We start from the raw sequence: 22,454 nt of genomic DNA on the forward strand, positions 1-22,454 counted from the left end.
GCCACACCGCGGTCGAGATGTTGGAGACCCGGCTGCCACCCGACACGGACGCCGCCTTCGCGCTCCACTCCGGGTTGACGTAACCACGCGCCCCCACGTACGGGTTGTCGACCTTCACACCGGGCACGGTCGGGCTGCTGCTCGGGGTCGGCGAAGAGCTCGGGCTCGCGCTCGGGCTCGCCGACGCGCTCGGGCTGGCACTCGGGCTCGCGCTGGCACTCGGCGACGCGCTCGGGCTGGTGGGCGTGCTGGGGCTCGCGGTCGGGGTGACTCCGCCGACGGTGCACGCGACGTTGTTCAGGGTGAACGCGGTCGGCTTCGGGTTGCTGCCGGTCCACCGGCCGTTGAAGCCGATGCTCGTCGAAGCGCCCGTGCCGAGGCTGCCGTTCCAGGACAGGTTGGTCGCGGTGACGTTCGCGCCCGAGGCGGTCCAGTTCGCGGACCATCCCTGGCTGAACGTCTGCCCGCCCGGGAACGCGAACTTCAGCGTCCAGCTGGTGATCGCATCACCGGTGTTCTTGACCACCACGGTCCCGGTGAAGCCGCCGGTGCCGGCGCCCTCGCTCCAGTCGTTCGTGGTGTACGTGATGTCGCAGCCGGGGGCGGCGTGCGCCATGGTCGCGGGAATCGTGACGAGGCCGGCGAACACCAGGGTGCTCGCACCGGTCAGCGCGACGACTTTGCGCCTTCCGGTGAGCCGGATCGGGAATTTCATACCATCTCCTTGGGCGGTGACCGTGGCCCGATCAGGGCACGGTGTAGACCCGCGGTCACGGCCCGAGAGGTCGGCCGCGCTGAGGGTCGCAGTGGTACGTACGCCCGGCCCGGCCAGGCGCGATGTGATCGACCGGATCGCTCCGGTGGTACCTCCGCCGTCCCGGTGACCCGGGTGCCCTCGGCGGCAAAGTGATCGCGTGGGCGCGCTCCCATACGCGAACGCGCCTATGTTTGCACAGTCGTAACGCGCACACAACACTTCGATCATTTTATCTGGAAGCGCTCCCATCACCCGGCCACGAACCCCAGCCCAGGACCGGCGCGCCAATGTCCGCGCACGAGAACGCCGTCTTGGGCAGGACGCGCCCCCGCTCCGGACAGATACCCCACGACTGCGCAGCGGGCGATCCGGTAGCCTGGTCGGTCGAGGGCTGCTAGCTCAATGGCAGAGCTGCGGACTTTTAATCCGTAGGTTCAGGGTTCGAGTCCCTGGCGGCCCACCACGCACCACCTCGAAGGCCCTCCCGGATCACCGGAAGGGCCTTCGATCTTCAGTACAACGGGTCCGCTGAACCTGTACCTGGGCAAGCGGTCGCCCGCTACCGAGCGAACAGCGCGATCACGGCCGAGACAGCCAGTGTGACCAGACCGACGACCAGAGCAATGACGGCGAGGTTCAGAGCCCGATACTTCTGGGTCGCCACCACCGAGTTCGCCCAGATCTGGTGGGCGATCGCATCCACTGTCGCAGGCTGGCTACCGACGAGCTTCAGAAATTCGCGCGCGTAGTCCACCGGCCCGTCGGGAAAATTCTGGGCGATGCTCTGGTAGTACAGCAGTCCGGAGGCCGGTCCGCCCGCCCTGAGGCGCGGGCGCAGTGCCACGACGGCCGCAGCCGCAGACGTGACGACGGCACCGGCGCAGATCATGGCTGGGACGGCGAACGTGGCATCCGGCACGGCCATCTGGTAGGCCAGCGTGTACAGCAGGCCGCCCAGGACACCGGCGGCACCGAGCGTCGCCGCCGCTTTCGCCTCGGCATGCTTGATCCACTCCACCACGAGTTCCAGCAGCCGCCAAGCGTCGTCACTGGCACCATGCGGCGCGATGGCCGAAGCCGGCTTGGCATCCGGCACCATCGGGCCAGGTGAGCGCCGTAGCAGACGAACCATTCTCTCTTCATCTCCCCCGGCACACTGGTCGACATCATGTGATGGCCCGGTCATTGCAGCAACGGATTCGCGCCATCGTCAAGGCCGAGGGTTCGCCATGTTGTCCTCACGCCGGTCATGGCGAGTCGAGACACGCCCTTTGATCGGTATGGCATCGTCCACAAGTGAGCACGATGCCTTCGCCTCGTGAATTCGCCGCGTTTCCATGGTGAGGACCGATTGCGTCGGCACCGGTCGTCGTCAGCGGCTACGCGCCACGACATGTCCGTCCCGGCAGGGACACGCCGCGATCATGCCCGGCTCGGCCACATCCGCGAATCCGGTCGGATATCCGACCCTCCGGCGCTGATCCTCAGGTCGTACAGCGGGAGGCGTCCGATCGGGTGGAGCGGGAACATCGAAGCCCTGTCCGGCGATCGGTGATGCGATCGGTGAACAGGAAGCTGCGCCCGCGAATCATCACGGTGCCAGTGGGACATTCGGTCACACCACGACTCAACTCGGCCCTGTCGGCTACGCGAACAACCCAGAAAACACTCGGCCGGATGCGCGGTTGTCCGTCCATCGACTTAGGACGAGACTCCGTTGAGTGCCGAGTCCGTCACCTTGAGCTGACCGAACGTCATAAAGGCGGCACCTCTCCGCGTGGTTCCGAGTAGGCATACCCATTGCCTTTCCGCCCGATGGACAAATGCGGCGGGGAATCCCGGCTTTTGCGGTGATCGATCTGCTGATCTTGTAGTTGGCTTGTCTCGGCCATGTCGCCGATGGTTGGGGGATGGAAAATGACCGTGGGTCGGGCGATAAGCCGCAGGCCTCTGCTGTCCGTCGACGCGAAAGGTTATGGGTCGGCCAATGGCAGGAGACAGGTGGGGCTGCAACGTGGCCTCATGGAGGTTCTCGACGGTAGTGCCGAAGCTGCCGGCCTGAGACGAACAGCGTGGGAGCGGCAAGCCGGCGGTGACGGGGAACTGGCCGTCCTCCCTGCCGACGAGCCGGAAAACCTGCTGGTCGATAACTTCGTCCGGGAACTCGACGGGCGGTTGGCCGACCACAACGAGGACCGGTTGCCGGAGGCACGTCTGCGACTGCGGCTGGCGCTGCACCATGGCATCGTCGAACCGGCGGCCAATGGCTTCGCCGGCGCAGGAGTCGTCGTGGTCAGCCGGCTGGTGGAGAGCGCTGCGATCCGCGCGACACAGGCGGCGGTGCCTGAGGCCCATCTCGTGGTGATCCTCTCCAACCGCATCTTCCTGGACACCGTCGCGCAGGGGCATACCGTGCTCAGGCCTGCAAATTGCCGAAAAGTGCAGGTGCAGGTGAAGGAGTACGCCGAGGCCGCCTGGATCTACGTCCCAGGTCACGAAGCACACGGACTCGTGCTCACCGTGCCGCAGTCCGCCGAGCCTGCCTCCGTCGAGGCGCGCCCACCAGGCGACGCCGACGGGACCGGGCAGGCGCCACCGACCTACAGCGCCGAGGTCATCAGCCAGTTTCATGGGCCTGTGACGGCGAACGTCATCGGAATCAACAAGGGCGGCAGCAATGGATGAATCGCTGCCGGATCTTGACCCTCCGGTGGTCGTACCACCGGATACGGGCAAGAAGTCTGACGGGTCCGAACCCGCCTCGCAGCATGAAGCAGGCACGGCAGCCGACTCCGGTGACGCCGGCACGGGTACGACAGCCGCGGAGAAGGAGGCCGACGGCGACGCCCCGCGGCAGCGGGAGAAGCAGGCGGACAGGAGGACGGCCGAGAGGATCGCCGACGTCGTCAATATCTTCCAGGACCAGGTGCGGGCCGGCACGGTCGGCCTGGGTCGCGGCGGTGGGAAGGTCCATCGCGTTCCCACCGGCAACCTGTACGACGCGGAGATACGCACTGAATGCGAGCACTACTGCCGTCCCGAGGGTTTCGACGAGGTCGTGGAGAGACTCGCAAGCGATCGCGTCGTGACGATCTGCGGACCGTCGGGCCTGGGCAAGCGAGCCGCGGGCATCAACCTGCTCCGCGAGGTCACGCATGGCCAGCTCGTCGTCATGTCGGCTGTCAGCGACCTGAAGGAACTGGGCTCGCGCTCGTACAAGAAGGATTACGGATATCTCATCGTCAACCACACGAGCAGCAGTGAGCCGGCCGACGCCGACTTCGCCTGGCGCATGATCCGCGACCGGGTACGTCTTGGCGGGGCGTACTTGGTGGTGACGAGTGTGATGGAGGCCGACAACAAGGTCGAAGCCGTTCGTCAATTCAGCTGGCGTCGCGCTGAGCTGGATGCCCTCGTAAAGGTCCGGCTATCAGGCACGGACCTGTCCGGCGAGGTGATGACGCGGATCACCGAGCAGTTCCGCGACGAGTACTCCATGACCGACGTCTGCGCGGTGCTGGCGAGGATCGCCGACGGCGAAGCTCACGATGCCGCCTTGGAGGCGCTGGTCGAGACCTCCTCGCGGCGGGTCCGCGAGTGGTTCGAACTGCGCAGAGAGGTCAAGGATCTCCCGGACATCCTGGACGTGACCGCCATGGCATTCCTCGGCGAGTCGACACACCGTGCGTTCGAAGCCTTCCGGTCCGCGCTCGATGACGCCATGCAGCACTACGGTGTCACCTCGCCGCCCAAGGAGAGGCGCAAGAAGGCGGCCGACAAACTGCCGAAGGGCCGGGCCGGCCGACTGGGCCCGGAGGGCTTGCTCATCGAACGGCGGGTCACCGGTCGGACGAGCGACCGGCGGATACTGGCCTTTCGCAACGAGAGCTACCGCAAGCACGTGCTCGCCGAACTGTGCCGTCGTTTCGAGATGCCGTTCTGGAACGCGACGGCCGCCTGGTTGGCCACGATCGTCGAGCGGCGGCCGAACACACAGGTGGCCACAGGACTGGCGATGCTCGCTCAGTCCGACTTCGAGGAGGTCGATCTCCTCTACCTCGTGCCGTGGTCCAAGGGCACCATCGGGCCCAACGGGCAGGCGACGGCGGTATACGTCCTGTGGTGCATGTGCTTCGAGGAGAACACCCTCCCGACGGCGCTGAAGGTCGCGAAGCAATGGGCGAATCACGGCGATCCTGAGCAACGCTGGTCGGCCGCCATGGCCTACAGCGGTGAGCTGGGTTCGTGGGATCCCGCACAGGCGATCAGGCAGCTCTGGCAACTGATCATCCATTCCTCGCGCGGATTCGACCAGGCCTGTTTCGCCATGGCCGCACTGTTCGACACCCTGCTGGAAGGCACGGACGTCGCGGGAAAGGTGCTGTCCACCCTGGAGACGCAACTGCACCGTGTCCCGGCTCGGCGCGAGGACCGAGTCGTGGTGCACAGGGCGAGGCGTGTGCTCGCCGAGATCCTCTCCATGCGGGAGAACCAGCACCGCGTCCCCGTGACGTTCCTCTACCTGAAGCGATATCCCGGCCGCGTTGAGGCGGTCGCCCAGCTCTGGGCAGAAGGCATCCGCTACCGGCCCTACCGCAAGACCACCCTGGAGGCCCTCTGGGAAGGGCTCAACCGGTTGGAGCACATCAGCGAAGACCCGATCGAATTCGCCTCCGAACTGGGGGAGGCGCTGGTAGCGGCGATGCCGGCCGATGAAGTCGAGCCCTTCTATCAAGACTTTCTCTGGATCAACTCGCAGAAGAAGGATCGGGCCAAGTCGGGAAACTCTCCCGCACTGGTCCTGCTCGACGTGATCGGGCGCCACTACCGCCAGAACACGAACTGAGGAGGCGACAACAGGATGTCCACGTATCCCATCGTCGAGGCGCACCACCTCGAGCCTGCTGCCACTCGTGGCTTTCTGAATATGGGCCGCAGGAAGCGGAAAGCCTCGGAACTCCCCAAGGCGGGTGCACACGAAGCCTGGGTCTTTCGGGTCGACGGCGACTACGTCGAGGACCGCGGCCAGCTGTCCCGCGACGACGACCGGGTCGTGCGAGCCGACCATGTGAGCCTGGTGAACCTCGGCGAGGGTGTCCCCGTCACGGTGCATCTGCCTGTTCCGTCGGCGGAGGCGAGTGACTTCACCATCCAGGTCACGTTCGCCTGCACGGTCACCGACCCCACGCGGGTGGTGCGCCAGAATCTCAGCGCGGAGGAGACGATCCGCGGCTACCTGCGGCGGGACTCAAAGATCTCTCACCTCGGCCTGAAGTACCGGATGACCGAACTCAACCAGGTGCGGCTGGAGGCCAGCGGGCGGATCCGGGCCTACTCCGAGGTGAAGCCGCTCGAGGTAACCGGGATGCGGGCGCGGCTGGTGAGCGTCGAGGTGCTGACACCGGACGAGGTCGCCGAGGTCGAGCGGGAGAAGCGCAAGGCGCGGGCGGCGCACGACCTGGAGACGCAGAGACGGGGTTTCAGCCAGGATCTGGAGATCGATCAGGACCGGCATTCCCGGATGCTGGCAGATCGGCAACGCATGGCGCGCTACCAGGTCGACGAGGAGGACCTGGAGCATGCGCAGGTCACGGCGATCCGCAAGCAGCGGCATGAGCAGATGCTGCAGCTGGAGAAGATGGAGTTCGCCCGCCGGGAGGTGGAGCAGGCGGTGGAGTCCATCGGCGGCAACCCGTTGCGGGCCCTGATCTACGCGCAGAGTCTCGGCGAGATCGATGCAAAGGACCTCGCCGAGCGCATGCTCGCCGACCGCCAGCAGCAGGAGGAGACCCGGCGTCTCGAACTGGAGTGGCAACGCGACGAAGGCGCCCGCACCCAGCGGGACGAGCGTGACGACCGGAACCGTCGCGACGACCAGGAGCGTGAGGACCGTATCCGCCGGCAGGACCAGGAACGCCAGGACCGGCTCCGCCGGGAGGACCTGGAGCGTGAGGACCTGGTGACGCATCGTCGCGAAGTCAGGGAGGACAACAACCGGCAACTGGAAATCAAGCTCCAGGTGCTCCAGGAGATGGCCAAACACGGGCACCTCGACATGGTCAGCGTACGGGTCGACCGGCTGCTGGAGGACCTGTCTGGCATGGCGCCCTCGGTCGTCGCCAGCCCCGATCGCGAACAGATTTCGGCCGCCGAGAGTGCGGCGCCGATCGAGGGATCCAAGGCGAGCGTGACGGACAAGGCCGGCGATGACGGTGCCGGCGACGGCGACGAGCCCATCGACATTGATGTGGAAGTGCGGGAAGAGGATGACTGACACGTACATCAAACCGACGGCCACCGTCCCGACAGACGGCGAGCGTTATCGGTACGCGGTCAACGACCAGCCGCCCGCCTGGACGCCGCGGCCTCTGAACCGCCCCGCGTTGCCAGACCAGAGCCTCGCGCGTTTGCCGAGGCGCCTGGTCGGCGTCCGAGAGGAGATCCTGGACTGGGTGCCGGAGGATCGGCCAAAATACACGCGACTGGGGATGATCGTTGCGAACGCTGCGATCCTGGCCGCAGTGTCCGCGCTCGTGGCTCTGCAGCGTGTCGTCGAGGTCTCCTGGATCGCCCTGATCCCGTTCGTGCTGTTCTGGGGCTTCATCATCCTGGTGGTCGACAGTTGGATGGTCTCCAGCACCCACGGGGCGCTCGGTGCCGGACGCAAGATGATGCTCGTTCCACGGCTGCTGCTGGCCGTCGTCATCGGAAGCGTGATCGCCGAGCCGCTGGTGCTCTGGATCTTCCATCCGGCCATCCACGCGAACGTGCTGCAGGACCGGGAGGACTCGGTCGACAAATACGCAGGGCGCTGGAACGCCTGCAACCCCGTGACGGGATCCACCGTGAACGACGCTGCCTGTGCGGATTTCCAGCTCGGGATTGTCGCTCCGCAGGAGACCCGGGACAAGCTCACGAGCCTCATCGCCGACCGTGGCACCCTCAATCAGGAGATCGGCGCTCTTGCCGCGCAGCTCAGGGACAAGCAGTCGCTGGCCCAGGCGGAATGTGCGGGTATCAAGCGCACCGGAACCTCAGGCCAGCCCGGCAAGGGCTTCCGGTGCGACAGCGCTTGGACGGTGGCGAACAACTTCGAGGCCGAGATCGGTCTGCCCACGAAGCGGACGACACTCCAGGGGCTTGATCGCGAGATCAATACGCTCCGGACCGGGTTGCAGCAGGCTGAGGCAGACCACAGCCGCAACATCGAGGAAGGCATCGCCTCCAAGGTCCAGAAGATGCAGGCCAGCTACGGCAAGATCGACATAATCGACGAGTCGCGTGCTCTCGAGCGGCTCTCGGAGGAAAGCCCATTCGTGCGCTTCGCGAAGTGGACGCTGCGGATGCTGCTCATCCTGCTCGACAGCCTGCCGGTCCTGGCAAAACTGCTCAGCGGGACGACGTCCTATGACACCTTGGTGAACAAGCAATTGCTCGCCGGGCAGCGGTTCCACGGGCGCGACCTCGCCCTCGCGGAGCATCGCCACGAGACGGCGACGAACGCTCGCGTCGATGAACTCGACATGGAGAGCAGGACCGCACAGGCTCGCCACGATGAGGAGCTGGAGGCCGAGATCGACCGTCGCAGCAAGCGTTATGCCGCAATGGACGCCGGCAGCTAAGGCATGCCCGGAGGCGCCGACGGACGCTGCACCAGATTGTTCGTCGCCGCGAGCTCCCCAGGCGCCCGGATGGTGATCGACCGATATCCCGTGTCGATCACCTTCCGGGCGCGTAGCTCGCGCAGGGCACGTTGCACGCTGTCCTCCGACACGCCCACCAGATCGGCAAGGTCGGACTGGGGGAACCAACTGGGCAATCGCACCGACCCGTCCGCCAACCGATCACCGCAGATGACGGACAGCTCCAATATGACGCCGGCGAGGCGTTGGACGACCGGCTTGGTGGCGAACTCCGCTCGCCGCCGGTTCGCCGCGGTGAGCTGCTCCACGATCAACGCGTTGATCAACTCTGCGGCCGCGGGTCGTCGGTGGAGGAACTCACGAAGCGTGGCAGGCAGGATGAACCGGGCGACGATCGGCGTGCAGGCGGTCACCGTCGCGGAGCGGGGACTTCCGCTCAGAGCCGCCATGTCACCGATGAGGTCGCCCTGCCCTCTGATCGTCAGCAGTACCGTCTCGGTCCCCGTTCTGACGCTCACCTTCACGTAGCCCAGCAGGAGGAGCAAGGCGTCCCGGCGAAGGCTGCCCTCATCCATCAGCCGCGTGCCGGCCGGAAACTCGCGGACCGCGCCCAGCTGGGTCATCTCTGCCCGGATCGCCGGAGGTAACCGGCCGAGCAGGGTGATCGGTCGCCAACCCGCTGCCATCTCCGTGGGATCGATCCTGCGCACCCCGGACGCACCCCCTCAGGCACATGTGACGGTGCAGCCAGCATTCACCGCCGCTTCCCGGCATGCAAACGCACGGTGCAGGCTCGTCACCGGGGTCCCCACCAGATCCCTGGCCGGCCCGCTCAACGTCGCGGACGCGTGCGCCCACCGCCGCGGTCAGCAGGCTGGATGCGCAGGTGACGGGCGCTGCTCAGAACGCGTACCCCGTCACGTCCGCCACGACCACCGTCACGTTGTCCGGCGCGCCCGCCGCGAGCGCCAGCTTGATCAGCCGGTCGGCGATCGCCTCCGCGTCCGTGTACCCGCCCAGCACCTCGCCCAGCGCCTCGTCCGTGACGATGTCGGACAGGCCGTCGCTGCACAGCAGCAGCCGGTCCCCGATCTCCAGGGTCAGCGCGATGACTGTCGGCGTGAACTCCCGCCCCTGCACCGCCTGCGTGATGATCGACCGGTGCGGGTGGTGCCGCACCTCCTCGGGGGCGAGCAGCCCGCGCTCGACCATCGCCTGGACCAGCGTGTCGTCCACGGTGAGCTGGCGGAGCCTGCCGCCGCGCACCAGGTAGGCCCGGGAGTCGCCGACGTGCAGTAGCGTGGCGTCGTCCGGCCCGAGCAACACCGCGGTGAGCGTCGTGCCCATGCCGTCGATCGCGGGTTCGGCCTCGATGGCCTCGCGGATGCGGCGGTTGGCCACGGCGAGTTCGGCCAGCAGCACGTCCGCGCCGTGCCGGTCGTCCTGCTCCAGCGGGGCCAGGGTCTCGATGACGATCCGGCTGGCCACCTCTCCTGATGGGGAGCCACCGACGCCGTCGGCGACCGCCACGAAACGCCTGCCCGCGAACGCCGAGTCCTCGTTGTTCTCACGGACGAGTCCGGCATCGGTGCGGGCGACGGCGTGCAGGCTCAGGGTCATGGTGCATAGCCTGCCTACTGAGACGCGGTTTGTCTTTAAGCAGTAGTACTTATCCCGGCGGGCGTCGGACCGCCGGATACCCGCCGGCCGCTGGTCGCGACCGGCCGCAGCCGCGCTGAGCTGCGCTTTTCGCGGCAGGACGGGTCGGCGGGCCGACCGCTGCCGGTTTGGTTCTGTCCGGACCCGGCTGCCGCGGCGTGTCCGAGACCACTCGGCGCGGGCCCGGGACGGCGGCTCGACGAGGCCTCGCCGCGGTTCCGGAGCGACCCGGCGGAGCGACACCCGCTCCACCGGGTCGTGGCGCCTTGCCCGGACCTGAGCGCATGCAGGTCAGCAGAAGTGCGTGTGACGTTGGTACGTATGGTGAAGCGATGACGCCGGTGCCGATGGTGGGACGCGCGGCCGAGCTGGGGGAGCTCGTCCGGCGCTGGTCGCACGTCAGGAGCGGCGCGGTCACCCCGGCGGCGGTGGTGTCGATCACCGGCGATGCGGGTGTCGGCAAGTCTCGACTGGTCACGAGCGTGCTCGCGGCGCTGGCACCGGAGCCGGCGGCAGTCCTGTACGGCGTGGCCCGGGTGCACACCCCGGCCCCGTACGACTGGCTGGCGGCCGTGCTGAGCGGCCGGGACACCCATGACCTGCCGGTGCCCGCCGACGGCCTGGCCTGGTTGGCGCAGGACCCGCACGCGCCGAGCGAGCGGTACGCGCCCGGAGCGCTGCTGCGGCTCGCGGTGCGTACGGTGCGGGCGCTGGTCGGCGCGGGCCCGGCGGTGCTGGTGGTGGAGGATCTGCACGCGCTGGACCCGGCGAGCCTCAATCTCGTCGGCGAGCTGGCCGCCGCGCCCGACCTGCCGGCGCTGATCCTGGTGACGAGCCGCCCGCCGGACGCGGCGGACTCGCCGGAGCTGGTCGCGCGGACGCTCGCCCGGCTGTCCGGCGCGCCGGGGGCGGTGCGCCAGCACCTGGGCCCGCTGGGACCGGCCGACGTCGCGGAGATCGTCAGGCAGGTGCACGGCGCGGTTCCCGAACATCTGGCCGGTGCGGTCTGCGAGCGGACCGGCGGCAACCCGTACTGGCTGGTCGAGCTGCTTGCGGCGACGGCGGGGCGGGGACCGCAGGCGCTGCTCGACGAGCCGCTGCCGGGCCACTTGCGGCCGGGCGCCGCACCGGCCGAGCGGGACTGCTTCGAGCAGTCCGCCGAGCTGACGGCGCGGGAGCGGGAGGTGCTCAGCTGCCTGGCCGCCGGCATGTCGAACAAGCAGATGGCGCGCACGCTGGACATCTCGATCCGGACCGTCGGGGTGCACGTGTCGAACCTGCTGCGCAAGACGGGTACGGCGTCGCGGACCGAGGCCGCGTTGTGGGCGGTGCGCCGGGGCTGACCGGCCCCGCGGCGGTGCCCGCCACCGGCCGGGACGCGAGACGTCCGGCTTACGCGATTTGCACCATTCTCTTCGCTAAGCTGACGACGCGCCCGTGCCGTCTACCCAGGGGGACCAGTGCAGCTCACGTTCATCCGCAAGACAGTGCTGTCCGGGGACACCAACTGCCCGTCGCTGTACCGCACCGACCGGGACACGTTCGTGGTCCAGGGGTGGCGGGTCACCGACCCGGAGGCCCTGCGCCAGCTCGACATCCCGGCCCACGAGACCGTCGTCGAGGTCCCCTCCGACGTGCTCGCCGAGATAGCCCGCAGCCTCTAGACCTGAAGAAGGGCACCTTCTTCAACGCGGAGCGTTAAGAAGGTGCCCTTCCTTTGACCGGGTCAGTCTTCGAGTTCTTCGACGAGGTCCTCGTCGGCGCGGCGGCGGCGACGGCGGCGGATGGACGGCATCGCCATCACGAAGCCGACTTCGCGGCGGCGTCGGTAGTAGTGGCGGCGGCGCGGGCCGGCGATGGCGTACACGATCGACGTGATGACGCCGAAGACGACGTAGACGCCGAGGATGACGATGCCGCCGGCGTCCTTGATGCCGAAGACGGAACCGTCGCCGAACAGCGGCAGGATCAGCATGGCCAGCACCAGCCAGGTGATCATGCCCCAGACCAGGCCGACACCGACCGCGGGGATGATCTGGCCGCGGATGAACTTGCCGACGAACGCGCCGAACAGGCCGCCGGCCGCGCCCGCGACCATCAGCACCATGACCCATGCGGTCGAGGCCTCGACCTCGCCGACGAGCTGGGCGTACGGCTTGATGTGGCTGGTGATCTGCAGCGCGAGGGCCAGGAACAGGCCGCCGGCGACACCGCCGACCACACCGGCGCCGGTGCGGCTGACCAGGTTCACCTGAGGGGTGTATTCACTCATGATCGAGCTCCGGAGAGGTTGAGGGATCGCGGGCGAACCCTACAACGTCCGGGCAAGCCGCACCTAACCATTGTCTCCTATGTGATCTGAGCCCGGCCGCCTCGCACAGGCCTGGCGAGCGGCCATATCGGACCGGAGTTCGTTGGCACATCAAACTATTGACATGCCTGTGACGAGCGTGTGAACCTCTCCACGGGACCGGTGCGCGCAGCCGAGGGCAGTCCCGCGCAACTCATACGCACGTTCTGTCGCCGTTGCCGGCACAGGCGGTGCGGCGGTTGTCACTGCCCGGGCCCGCCCCGCCATCTGTGCGCCAGCGGCACCCGTCCCCACTGGAGTGCCACAGATGCAACCCCGTGCCCGAAGAACCCGCACCCTCGCCGGCACCCTCGCCGCCACCCTGACGGCGGGCGCGCTGGCGGTCGTCACCCAGCTCGCCGGGGGCACCCCGGCCGTCGCGGCCGCGTCCGAGCCGTACACCTGGAAGAACGTCCGTATCGACGGTGGCGGGTTCGTGCCCGGCATCATCTTCAACCAGACCGAGCAGAACCTGATCTACGCGCGCACCGACATCGGCGGCGCGTACCGCTGGAACCAGTCCACCGGCAGCTGGATCCCCCTGCTGGACTGGGCCGGCTGGGACAACTGGAATTACAACGGCGTGCTGAGCCTGGCCACCGACCCGGTGCAGACCAACAAGGTGTACGCCGCGGTGGGCATGTACCTCAACAGCTGGGACCCGAACAACGGCGCCATCCTGCGTTCCTCGGACAAGGGTGCGACCTGGGCCGCCACCACGCTGCCGTTCAAGGTCGGCGGCAACATGCCCGGCCGCGGCATGGGCGAGCGCCTGGCCATCGACCCGAACCGCAACAGCACCCTCTACTTCGGCGCGGAGGCCGGCAACGGCCTGTGGCGCAGCACCGACTCCGGCGTGACCTGGGCGAAGGTGACGAACTTCCCGAACGCCGGCAACTACGTTCAGGACCCGGCGGACACGAACAACTATCTGAACTTCAGCCAGGGCATCGGCTGGGTGGCGTTCGACAAGTCCACCGGCACCGCGGGCAGCACCACGCAGACGATCTACGTCGGCGTCGCGGACCTCCAGAACACCGTGTACCGCAGCCTCAACGGCGGCACCAGCTGGGAACGGGTCGCGGGCCAGCCCACCGGCTACCTGGCGCACCAGGGTGAGATCGCGAGCGGGTACCTCTACATCACTACCAGCGACAAGGGCGGCCCGTACGACGGCGGCCACGGCGACGTGTGGAAGATGCAGCTGTCGACCGGCACGTGGACCCAGATCAGCCCGGTCCCGTCCAGCGACACGAACAACAACTGGTTCGGCTACTCCGGGCTCTCGATCGACAAGCAGAACCCGAACACGCTGATGGTCACCGGCTACAGCTCCTGGTACCCGGACACGTTCATCTGGCGCAGCACCGACGGCGGCGCGACCTGGCGGCAGTTCTACGACTACGCCTGGCCCAACCGGACCAACCGCTACACGCTGAACATCTCCGGCGTGCCGTGGCTGGACTTCAACGAGCAGAAGTCGGCCCCCGAGCAGTCGCCGAAGCTGGGCTGGATGACCGAGGCGCTGGAGATCGACCCGTTCAACTCCAACCGCATGCTGTTCGGCACCGGCGCGACGATCTACGGCACCACCAACATGACCGCCCTGGACACCGGCGGCACCGTCGCGCTGAGCCCGTTCATCAAGGGCCTGGAGGAGACCGCGGTGCTGGACCTGATCAGCCCGCCGACCGGCGCCTCCCCGCTGATCTCCGGCGTCGGCGACATCGGCGGCTTCCGGCACACCAACCTCGACGTGGTCCCGGACATGTTCGACATGCCGTACTTCGGCAGCACGAACAGCCTCGACTACGCCGAGCTGAACCCGAGCTACGTGGTCCGCGTCGGCAAGGGCGCGCGTACCGCCAACGGGCAGACCAACATCGGCGTGTCCAGCGACGGCGGCGCGAACTGGTGGTCGGGCAGCTCGCCCAGCGGCGCGCAGGGCGGCACCGTCGCGCTGAACGCCAACGGCACCCGCGTGGTGTGGAGCACCGAGGCCAACGGCGTCTTCTACGCCACCAGCTTCGGCGGCGGCTTCAGCCAGGCGAGCGGTGTGCCCGCCACGGCGAAGGTCGAGTCGGACCGGGTCAACCCGAACAAGTTCTACGCCCTGTACAACGGCACGTTCTACGTGAGCACCAACGGCGGGCAGAGCTTCACCAGCACCGCCACCGGGCTGGGCGCGACCGGCAACTTCAAGGCGATGCCGGGCGTCGAGGGCGAGCTCTGGCTGGCCGGGGAGACCGGCGTGTACCGGTCGACCAACTCGGGCACGTCGTTCACCAAGTTCGCGGCGTCGGCCAGCGGCGTGGGCATCGGCTTCGGCAAGGCCGCGCCGGGGCGCACCAACATGGCGGTCTACACCATGGCCACCATCGACGGCGTACGCGGCGTGTACCGCTCCAACGACGTCGGCGCGACCTGGGTCCGCATCAACGACGCCCAGCACCAGTACGGCAACGCCGGTGACGCGATCACCGGCGACCCGCGCACGTACGGCCGCGTCTACCTGGGCACCAACGGCCGCGGCATCATCTACGGCGACGCCACGGTGACGCCGTCGAGCCCGCCGCCGAGCCCGTCGGCGTCGACCTCCGCGTCGCCGTCGGCGTCGGCCTCGCCCAGCGCGTCGCCGAGCGCGTCCGCCTCGCCGTCGCCGTCCGCGTCACCGTCGCCGAGCCCGTCCGGTCAGGGCGGCAAGGCGTGCACCGCGACGTACAAGGTGCTCAACTCGTGGCCCGGCGGGTTCACCGGTGAGCTGAAGGTGACCAATACCGGCTCGGTGGCCACGACCGGCTGGCGGGTCAACTTCACCTTCACCGCCGGACAGGTGATCTCGCAGATGTGGGGCGGCATCAAGACCCAGACCGGGTCCGCGGTGCAGGCCGTCAACGAGAGCTACAACGGCGTGCTCGCGCCCGCTGCCAGCACCACGGCGGGCTTCAACGCCTCCTGGAACAACAGCTCCAACCCGATCCCGTCGCCGGTGACCTGCACGGCACTGTGATCGCCCCCTGAGAACCGAGGCGTCTCTCATCCCCGAGGGACGCCTCGCTCGTGCTTGGAAAGGAAGCAGATGGACGAGCCACGGATCTCCCGCCGCAGCCTGCTGGGTGGCGCGGCGGGTGTCGGCGCGGCCGCCGGAGCGGCCCTGCTCGGCGCGCCGGCCCTGGCCGGCGGGCAGGGCTACCGCTGGGACAACGTCGAGATCGTCGGGGGCGGCTTCGTCCCCGGGATCGTGTTCAGCCAGTCCGAACCCGGCCTGGTGTACGCCCGCACCGACATCGGCGGCGCGTACCGCTGGAACCAGTCCACCGGCCGCTGGACGCCGCTGCTGGACTGGGTGGGCTGGGACAGATGGGGCTGGTCCGGGGTGGCCAGCCTGGCCACTGACGCCCGCGACCCGGACCGGGTCTACGCGGCCGTCGGGACGTACACCAACGACTGGGACCCGAACCCCGGGGCGATCCTGCGCTCGCGTGACCGGGGCCGCACCTGGAAGGTCACCGAGCTGCCGTTCAAGCTCGGCGGCAACATGCCCGGCCGGGGCATGGGCGAGCGGCTGGCCATCGACCCGAACCGCAACGAGGTCCTCTACCTGGGCGCGCCGAGCGGGCACGGGCTGTGGCGCAGCACCGACCACGGCGAGCGCTGGGCCCAGGTGAGCGCGTTCCCGAACCCTGGCTCCTACCGGGCCGACCCGAACGACACCAGCGGCTACTCCAGCGACCTGCAGGGCGTGGTCTGGGTGGTGTTCGACCCGCGTACCGGCACCCGGCGGCGGCGCACGCAGACGATCTACGTGGGCGTGGCCGACAAGGACAACCCGCTCTACCGCTCCACCGACGGCGGGGCGACCTGGGCCGCCGTGCCGGGCGCGCCGACCGGGCACGTGCCGCACAAGGGCGTGCTCGACCACGTCGGCGGCTTCCTCTACCTGGCCACGAGTGACACCGGCGGGCCGTACGACGGCGGTTCGGGCAAGGTCTGGAAGCTCGACATCGCGACCGACACCTGGACCGACATCACGCCGGAGAACGGGAGCTGGGGCTACTCCGGCCTGACCATCGACCGGCAGCATCCGGGCACGCTGCTCGTGGCCACGCAGATCGCCTGGTGGCCGGACGTGGTGTTCTTCCGCACCACCGACGGCGGCGCGACCTGGACCCGCTCCTGGGACTGGGGCGCCTGGCCGAACCGGGTCAAGCGCTATGACATCGACATCACCGACGCTCCCTGGCTGACCTGGAACGCGACGCCGCCGCTTCCCGAGGAGGCCCCGAAGCTGGGCTGGATGACGGAGTCCCTGGAGATCGACCCGTTCGACTCGGACCGGCTGCTCTACGGCACCGGGGCGACGATCTACGCGACGGACAACCTGACCGACTGGGACACCGGCGGCACGGTGCGCATCGCGGTGCGGGCTCGCGGGCTGGAGGAGACGGCGGTGCTCGACCTGGTCAGCCCGCCGGTCGGCGCGCACTCTCGGGCGTCCCCGCCGAGGCGCGGGTCGAGGCCGACCGGGTGGACCCGGCCCGGATGTACGCGTTCGCCGCCGGGACCTTCTACGTCAGCACCGACGGCGGGACCGGCTTCACGGCAGCGGCGGCCGGCCTGCCCGCCGAGGGCGACGTGCGCTTCCAGGCGGTGCCCGGGATCGCCGGGCACGTCTGGCTGGCGGGCGGCAAGACCGGCGGGGCGTACGGCATGTGGCGCTCCACCGACGGCGGCGGCACGTTCACACAGCTCGCGGGCGTGGACGAGGCCGACAACGTGGGCTTCGGCAAGGCGGCTCCGCGCCGCTCCCACCCTGCGGTCTTCACCAGCGCCAAGGTGCGCGGCACGCGCGGGATCTTCCGCTCGGACGACGCCGGTCGGCACTGGATCCGGCTGAACGACGACCGCCACCAGTGGGCGTGGACCGGGGCGGTCGTGATCGGTGACCCGCGGGTGCACGGGCGGGTCTACGTGGGCACCAACGGCCGCGGCATCATCGTCGGCGAACCGCGCTGACCTGCGTGAATGCCTCGCCACCACACTCGGGTCGCCGGTCGACGCAGCCGGTATCGCATCGATCCGCGTGCGGTGGCGGGGTTTCCCGGACTTGTCAGATATCGGGCAAACGGCACACATCGCCAGCTGTTTGGCGTGTCAGTCCGGCCGAACGTGCCACCATGAATTCGTGCGAACCGTAATGGGGCCGACAAATCATGTGATTGTCGTCGGCGCAGGACTGGGCGGGCTCTCCTGCGCCCTTCACCTCGCCGGGGCCGGCCGCGAGGTGACCGTCATCGAGCGCTCCGGCAACCCCGGCGGCCAGGTCGGCGTGCTGGAGCTCGACGGGCACCGGTTCGACACCGGCCCCACGATGATCACCGCGCCGGACCTGCTGGCCGAACCGCTGGCCGCGGTCGGCGAGCACCTGCACGACTGGATCGACCTGATCCGCCTCGACCCGGCCTACCGCGCCCACTTCCCCGACGGCACGACGCTGGACGTGCACGCCGACACCGACAAGATGGTGTCGGCGATCGCGAAGCTGTGCGGCGGCAAGGAGGCCGCGGGCTACCTGCGCTTCCTGCGCTGGGCGCGGCGGCTGCAGCAGTTCGAGCGGCGCGACCCGGCCGGGCACTGGCGCACCCTGGCCACCGAGGGGGCCCGGCGGCGGCTCACCGACTTCTTCGCCGACCCGCGTACGCAGCGGCTGTTCTCCTTCCGCAACCTGTTCACCGGCCGCGACCACCAGGCCGCGTCCTACCTGGACACGGTCACCGAGGTCTGGTACCCGCGCGGCGGCATGAACACGGTCCCGCGCGCGCTGGCCGCGGCGGCCGAGAAGCACGGCGTGAACTTCCGCTACCACACCCACGTGACCTCGGTGGAGACCCGCGCGGGGCGGGCGGTGGCCGTGCACACCGCCGACGGCGAGCGGCTCACGGCCGACACCGTCGTGCTCAACCCCGACCTGCCCACGGCGTACAGCCTGCTGCCCGGTATGCCGCCGGCCCGGCTGCGCCGGCTGACCCCGTCGCCGTCGTGCGTGGTGCTGCACCTGGGCACCCGCGACGACCACGGCGGCTACCAGCGCATCGCCCACCACAACCTGCACTTCGGCCGCTCCTGGCGCCAGACCTTCGACGAGGTCGTCAACCGCGGCGAGCTGATGAGCGACCCGTCGATCCTGGTCACCAACCCGAGCCGGACCGACCCGACGGCCGCCCCGGCAGGCCGCCAGACCTACCAGGTCGTCGCGCCCGTGCCGAACCTGCGCACCGCGCCGGTGCGCTGGGACGGGCCAGTCGGCCGCCGGTACGCCGGGGAGCTGATGGCCACCCTGGAGGCGCGGGGCTACCTCGACCTCGGCGCGGACCTCGCGCTGTCCTATGTGGTGACGCCCGACGACTGGGCCAGGCTGGGCATGGCCCACGGCACCCCGTTCGCCAGCGCGCACACGCTGCGGCAGACCGGTCCGATGCGACCGGGTAACCTTCACCCAACCCTGAGTAACGTCGTTTTCACCGGTTCGGGCACCCGCCCCGGCGTCGGCGTGCCCATGGTGTTGATCTCGGGCCGAGCCGCGGCCCGCCGAGTGGTCGGAGCGCGCGCATGAGGTCTCGCGAAGAGGATCTGGTCGAGCTGGTGGACGAGCACGGGGCACCCTGCGGCAAGGCCACCGTCGCCCACGCGCACACCGCCCCCGGCATCCGCCACCGTGCCTTCTCCGTGCACCTGCTCGACTCCTCCGGCCGCCTGCTGCTGCAGCAGCGTGCGGCGGTGAAGACCCGGTTCGCGCTGCGCTGGGCCAACGCCACCTGCGGCCACCCCGGTCCGGGCGAGGACCTGGTCACCGCCGCGTCGCGCCGGCTGGCCGAGGAGATCGGCGTGCGCGGCGTCACCCTCACCGAGATCGGGGTGTACGCCTACCGCGCCGTCGACCCGTCGACCGACCGCGTCGAGGACGAGTACGACCACGTGCTGCTCGGCATCGTCGGCTCCGGTTCGGAGCCCCCTCGCCCGGATCCGGCCGAGGTCGCGGCCCTGCGGTGGGTCGCCCCGGCCGACCTGCTCGCCGCACTGGACGAACGGCCCGACGACTTCGCTCCCTGGTTGGCCGGGGTCACCGCGGTGGCCGTCCCCGCGCTCGGCGAGGTGTCCTGAACCGCAATCGTCGCCCCATTTCGCCACGGGCCTGACTGTGGCACCCTGAGGTCTCCACGGGGGTGGACCGACCTGGGGGAGCGGCGATGCAGCTGCGGCGCGCCCACGGCCTCGTCGCCGTGGTGACCGGTTTCACACTCCTACTGGCGGCCGGCTGCGGCGGCAAAGCGCCCACGGCAGCGCCATCGCTCTCCGCCTCGCCCTCGCCCTCGCCGAGTCCTTCGCCCAGCCCCAGCCCCAGTCCCAGCCCGTCGGCCAGCCCCACGCCCAGCAAGGCGCCCACGACCCGGCCCACCACCGAGAAGTCGTACGTCCTGCAGCGCACCAGCGGCTCGGCCGGCGTCGCGCTGACCTTCGACGACGGGCCGCACCCCACCTGGACCCCGCGGGTGCTCGACGTGCTGCGCGCCCGGGGCGTCAAAGCGACCTTCTGCCTGGTCGGCACCCAGGTCCAGGCACACCCCGCGCTGGTCCGGCGGATCGTCGCCGAGGGCCACACCCTGTGCAACCACAGCTGGAACCACGAGTTCAAGCTCGGCACCTGGTCCGAGACGAGGATCAGTTCGAACATGCGGGCCACCAACAACGCGATCCACGCCGCCGTGCCCGGCGTCCCGATCCGATATTTCCGGCATCCGGGCGGAAACTGGACAGCCGCCGCCGTACGCGTCGCCCGCGGCCTGGGCATGAGCCCGCTGCACTGGACCGTCGACCCGCAGGACTGGCGCCGTCCGGCCGCCTCCACCATCACCAGTCGGGTCGTCAAGGGCACCCGGGCCGGAGGCGTGGTGCTGCTCCACGACGCCGGCGGAGACCGCTCGCAGACCCTGGCCGCGCTGCCCGGCATCATCGGTGGCCTGCGCGCGAAGTACCAGTTGATCCGGTTGCCCGACACGTTCTGACCCCGATTTGGCGGAACGGCCGCTGGTCACATATGCTTTCCGAGCCTCCGGCGGGGCCGGATGGGAGCAACAGCCACCATCACAGGCAGCTGCAAGCTTTATCGCAGCTGTGTGCGATGATGGTTCGGCCGCCCTCATCGTCTAGCGGCCTAGGACGCCGCCCTTTCAAGGCGGTAGCACGGGTTCGAATCCCGTTGGGGGCACGGACCGGGGACCTGATAAGGTCTCCCGGTAGCAAGGAAGAGCAAGGCAAGTAGCAAGGTCCTGTGGAGCAGTCGGAGTGCTCGCCGCCCTGTCAAGGCGGAGGTCGCGGGTTCAAGTCCCGTCAGGACCGCCAATGTTCGACCACCCCCGGTGGTTTCGGCCAGGTAGCTCAGTTGGTACGAGCGTCCGACTGAAAATCGGAAGGTCGGCGGTTCGACCCCGCCCCTGGCCACCAAAGCTCTTCGCCGGGCTTTGTCGCCCCGAACTGCGGAAACGCGGGTTCGGGGCTTTTTCGTGCCCGACCGTGCAGGTCACGAAGGTTGCGACCCTGTGAGACTTTGTGGCCGTGGATCAGGATGAGCGCATCGCTGCAATCCGGAGTCAGCCGGAGTACTGGGCCAACGTGCACGGTGCGCGTGCTCTGCTGTTGTTCCCGGTCCTCGTCGCCCTGGTCTATGTCGCGGCCGACAAGTGGGGACTCGTCCGTGACATGGACCACTGGTCGATTCCCGTCGGTGGCTCCGTGGTGCTGACTGCGACTCTTCAGATGTCCCTCTGGCTCGTGACACTGGCGAAGGTCAGGAACAAGCTCGGCATCTCCCACGAATCACACCCGTCCGAAGACCTGACCCTGTACCGGCAGGACGTGCTGTCGCCTCGCCAACGGCGGGTTTAGCACGTGTACCTGTTGCCGCGGGTAAATCCGTGGCCGCGAGCGCTCCGCCCGCACTACGGTCGCCCGATGGCTGAACTGGTCGTCCCGGACGTGCTGCTGCGCCGCGCGTGGCTCGACGCGCGCGACGAGTGGGGGCAAGGGGTCGTGCAGGCGGGCAGCGGGCTGCACCACGCCACCGACGTGGACTCGCCCGAAGCCTTCGCCGCCTGGGTCGACCGGCTCGTCACGTCCTCGGACGAGTCCGTGCCCATCGGGGAGGGGCTGGTGCACGCCTCGTACTGGTGGATGGTGGAGGACGGCGCGGTCGTCGGTTCGATCTCGCTGCGACACCGGCTGAACGAGTTCCTGCTGCACGCCGGTGGCCACATCGGCTACTCGGTCCGCCCGTCGGCCCGCGGACGTGGTCTGGCCACCTGGGCGGTGGAGCAGGTGCTCGCCCACGCGCGCGAGAAGAGGATCGACCGGGTCCTCATCACCTGCGACGACACCAACACGGCCTCGGCACGCACCATCGAACGCAACGGCGGGGTGCTCGAAGACGTCCGCGACACCGAACTCGGCCGGACCCGGCGCTACTGGATCGAGCTGGGCTGACGCCGCGTCAGGACTCGCGGCGGCGCTTGGTGGCGACGGTGGAGCCGGCCAGGGTCAGCAGGCACTGGGGGAGCTGGCCGTCGGCCAGCGCGGCGCCGATGAGCGCCTCGCCGGTCGGCTCGTCGCTGTTGACGTACGCGCTGACGAACCTGGCCACCCAGCGGGCGTCGTACGCCGCTTCGTCTATGCCGGGGAACTCCAGCGCCCAGGCGCCCGCGCGGACGCCGTCGCCGGCCAGCTCCCCGGCCAGGCACCAGGCGACGTTGTAGGCGCCCTCACTGCCGTCGCGCTTCACCACCTCGTCGAGGGTTCCCGCCACCGCTCTGCCGTCTCCGGCAAGTGCCTGGTCAAGTACAAGAGCGGCGTCCTCGAAGGAGTGGTCTGGATCGACGGTCACGGTGGGAGCCTAACGGGCGGCGGCAACCGTACCGGAGCACTCGCCACCCATCGGGCGTATTGGCCCCTCCCCCAAAGCAGGGAACAACGCTAAGGTGCCCGTTGGACCATC

At 69.1% G+C, this 22,454-nt stretch carries 19 protein-coding genes and 4 tRNA genes; 17 read left to right on the top strand and 6 right to left on the bottom strand.

Annotation, left to right across the window (positions count from 1 at the left end; translation table 11 throughout):
• The coding region (locus tag AB0B35_RS40445; RefSeq protein WP_361056718.1) for a cellulose binding domain-containing protein at window positions 1–715 on the bottom strand (715 nt) is incomplete at its 3' end.
• A gap of 430 nt (window positions 716–1,145) precedes the next feature.
• On the opposite strand from AB0B35_RS40445, the gene AB0B35_RS40450 reads away from it, so the two are divergent.
• Window positions 1,146–1,220: transfer RNA gene (locus AB0B35_RS40450), tRNA-Lys, on the top strand.
• Between the two features lie 96 nt (window positions 1,221–1,316).
• Here AB0B35_RS40450 and AB0B35_RS40455 read toward each other — a convergent pair.
• A complete protein-coding gene (locus AB0B35_RS40455; RefSeq protein WP_361056722.1) occupies window positions 1,317–1,856 on the bottom strand; it encodes a Pycsar system effector family protein in 540 nt (179 codons plus the stop codon).
• 923 nt (window positions 1,857–2,779) lie between these two features.
• Between AB0B35_RS40455 and AB0B35_RS40460 the strand changes: the two genes are divergently transcribed.
• The 4 genes from AB0B35_RS40460 to AB0B35_RS40475 are packed head-to-tail and all read left to right on the top strand — an operon-like array spanning window position 2,780 to window position 8,379.
• Complete coding sequence (locus tag AB0B35_RS40460) at window positions 2,780–3,442, top strand: hypothetical protein (protein ID WP_361056725.1); 663 nt, start codon at window positions 2,780–2,782, stop codon at window positions 3,440–3,442.
• Complete coding sequence (locus AB0B35_RS40465; protein WP_361056728.1) at window positions 3,435–5,603, top strand: hypothetical protein; 2,169 nt, start codon at window positions 3,435–3,437, stop codon at window positions 5,601–5,603. Before AB0B35_RS40460 ends, AB0B35_RS40465 begins: the two co-directional genes overlap by 8 nt.
• Window positions 5,604–5,618: 15 nt before the next feature.
• Window positions 5,619–7,031, top strand: a complete 1,413-nt coding sequence (locus tag AB0B35_RS40470) for a hypothetical protein (protein WP_361056731.1) — start codon at window positions 5,619–5,621, stop codon at window positions 7,029–7,031.
• Window positions 7,024–8,379, top strand: coding sequence for a DUF4407 domain-containing protein (locus tag AB0B35_RS40475; RefSeq protein WP_361056734.1), 1,356 nt, complete (start codon window positions 7,024–7,026; stop codon window positions 8,377–8,379). The genes AB0B35_RS40470 and AB0B35_RS40475 overlap by 8 nt, the downstream gene beginning before the upstream one ends.
• On the opposite strand, the gene AB0B35_RS40480 is transcribed toward AB0B35_RS40475, so the two are convergent.
• Window positions 8,376–9,023, bottom strand: a complete 648-nt coding sequence (locus AB0B35_RS40480) for a Crp/Fnr family transcriptional regulator (protein ID WP_361056737.1) — start codon at window positions 9,021–9,023, stop codon at window positions 8,376–8,378. The genes AB0B35_RS40475 and AB0B35_RS40480 overlap by 4 nt on opposite strands.
• 277 nt (window positions 9,024–9,300) lie before the next feature.
• Window positions 9,301–10,020, bottom strand: a complete 720-nt coding sequence (locus tag AB0B35_RS40485; RefSeq protein ID WP_361056740.1) for a protein phosphatase 2C domain-containing protein — start codon at window positions 10,018–10,020, stop codon at window positions 9,301–9,303.
• Window positions 10,021–10,391: 371 nt separating this feature from the next.
• Between AB0B35_RS40485 and AB0B35_RS40490 the strand changes: the two genes are divergently transcribed.
• Both AB0B35_RS40490 and AB0B35_RS40495 read left to right on the top strand, forming a co-directional pair.
• The gene (locus AB0B35_RS40490; protein WP_361056743.1) at window positions 10,392–11,402 is read left to right on the top strand and encodes a LuxR C-terminal-related transcriptional regulator; all 1,011 of its coding nucleotides are present in this window, start codon (window positions 10,392–10,394) and stop codon (window positions 11,400–11,402) included.
• Between the two features lie 117 nt (window positions 11,403–11,519).
• Window positions 11,520–11,723, top strand: coding sequence for a hypothetical protein (locus tag AB0B35_RS40495; protein WP_120317799.1), 204 nt, complete (start codon window positions 11,520–11,522; stop codon window positions 11,721–11,723).
• Between the two features lie 62 nt (window positions 11,724–11,785).
• On the opposite strand, the gene AB0B35_RS40500 is transcribed toward AB0B35_RS40495, so the two are convergent.
• Window positions 11,786–12,331 (bottom strand): hypothetical protein, encoded by a 546-nt coding sequence (locus AB0B35_RS40500; protein WP_361056746.1) that lies wholly within the window; start codon window positions 12,329–12,331, stop codon window positions 11,786–11,788.
• Window positions 12,332–12,677: 346 nt separating this feature from the next.
• Between AB0B35_RS40500 and AB0B35_RS40505 the strand changes: the two genes are divergently transcribed.
• From AB0B35_RS40505 to AB0B35_RS40550, 10 genes are all read left to right on the top strand, one after another.
• Window positions 12,678–15,419, top strand: a complete 2,742-nt coding sequence (locus tag AB0B35_RS40505) for a cellulose binding domain-containing protein (protein WP_361056749.1) — start codon at window positions 12,678–12,680, stop codon at window positions 15,417–15,419.
• Window positions 15,420–15,488: 69 nt separating this feature from the next.
• Entirely contained in the window at window positions 15,489–17,306 is a 1,818-nt protein-coding gene (locus AB0B35_RS40510; protein WP_361056751.1) for a hypothetical protein, read from the top strand.
• A gap of 288 nt (window positions 17,307–17,594) precedes the next feature.
• Window positions 17,595–19,022, top strand: coding sequence for a phytoene desaturase family protein (crtI, locus tag AB0B35_RS40515; RefSeq protein ID WP_361056754.1), 1,428 nt, complete (start codon window positions 17,595–17,597; stop codon window positions 19,020–19,022).
• The gene (idi, locus tag AB0B35_RS40520) at window positions 19,019–19,570 is read left to right on the top strand and encodes an isopentenyl-diphosphate Delta-isomerase (protein WP_361056756.1); all 552 of its coding nucleotides are present in this window, start codon (window positions 19,019–19,021) and stop codon (window positions 19,568–19,570) included. Before crtI ends, idi begins: the two co-directional genes overlap by 4 nt.
• Window positions 19,571–19,656: 86 nt before the next feature.
• Window positions 19,657–20,472 carry a polysaccharide deacetylase family protein gene (locus AB0B35_RS40525; RefSeq protein WP_361056759.1) on the top strand — a complete coding sequence of 272 codons (816 nt, stop codon included), beginning with the start codon at window positions 19,657–19,659 and terminating at the stop codon, window positions 20,470–20,472.
• A gap of 130 nt (window positions 20,473–20,602) precedes the next feature.
• Window positions 20,603–20,675: transfer RNA gene (locus tag AB0B35_RS40530), tRNA-Glu, on the top strand.
• Between the two features lie 57 nt (window positions 20,676–20,732).
• Window positions 20,733–20,809: transfer RNA gene (locus AB0B35_RS40535), tRNA-Asp, on the top strand.
• A gap of 25 nt (window positions 20,810–20,834) precedes the next feature.
• Window positions 20,835–20,911 (top strand) — tRNA-Phe (locus tag AB0B35_RS40540).
• 111 nt (window positions 20,912–21,022) lie between these two features.
• The gene (locus AB0B35_RS40545) at window positions 21,023–21,352 is read left to right on the top strand and encodes a hypothetical protein (RefSeq protein ID WP_361056762.1); all 330 of its coding nucleotides are present in this window, start codon (window positions 21,023–21,025) and stop codon (window positions 21,350–21,352) included.
• Between the two features lie 66 nt (window positions 21,353–21,418).
• Window positions 21,419–21,946 carry a GNAT family N-acetyltransferase gene (locus AB0B35_RS40550; protein ID WP_361056765.1) on the top strand — a complete coding sequence of 176 codons (528 nt, stop codon included), beginning with the start codon at window positions 21,419–21,421 and terminating at the stop codon, window positions 21,944–21,946.
• 7 nt (window positions 21,947–21,953) lie between these two features.
• Here AB0B35_RS40550 and AB0B35_RS40555 read toward each other — a convergent pair whose 3' ends face one another.
• Complete coding sequence (locus tag AB0B35_RS40555) at window positions 21,954–22,343, bottom strand: hypothetical protein (RefSeq protein ID WP_361056768.1); 390 nt, start codon at window positions 22,341–22,343, stop codon at window positions 21,954–21,956.
• Window positions 22,344–22,454: the final 111 nt, after the last annotated feature.

Source organism: Catellatospora sp. NPDC049133, assembly GCF_040648455.1.
Taxonomy (GTDB): Bacteria; Actinomycetota; Actinomycetes; order Mycobacteriales; family Micromonosporaceae; genus Catellatospora; species Catellatospora aurea.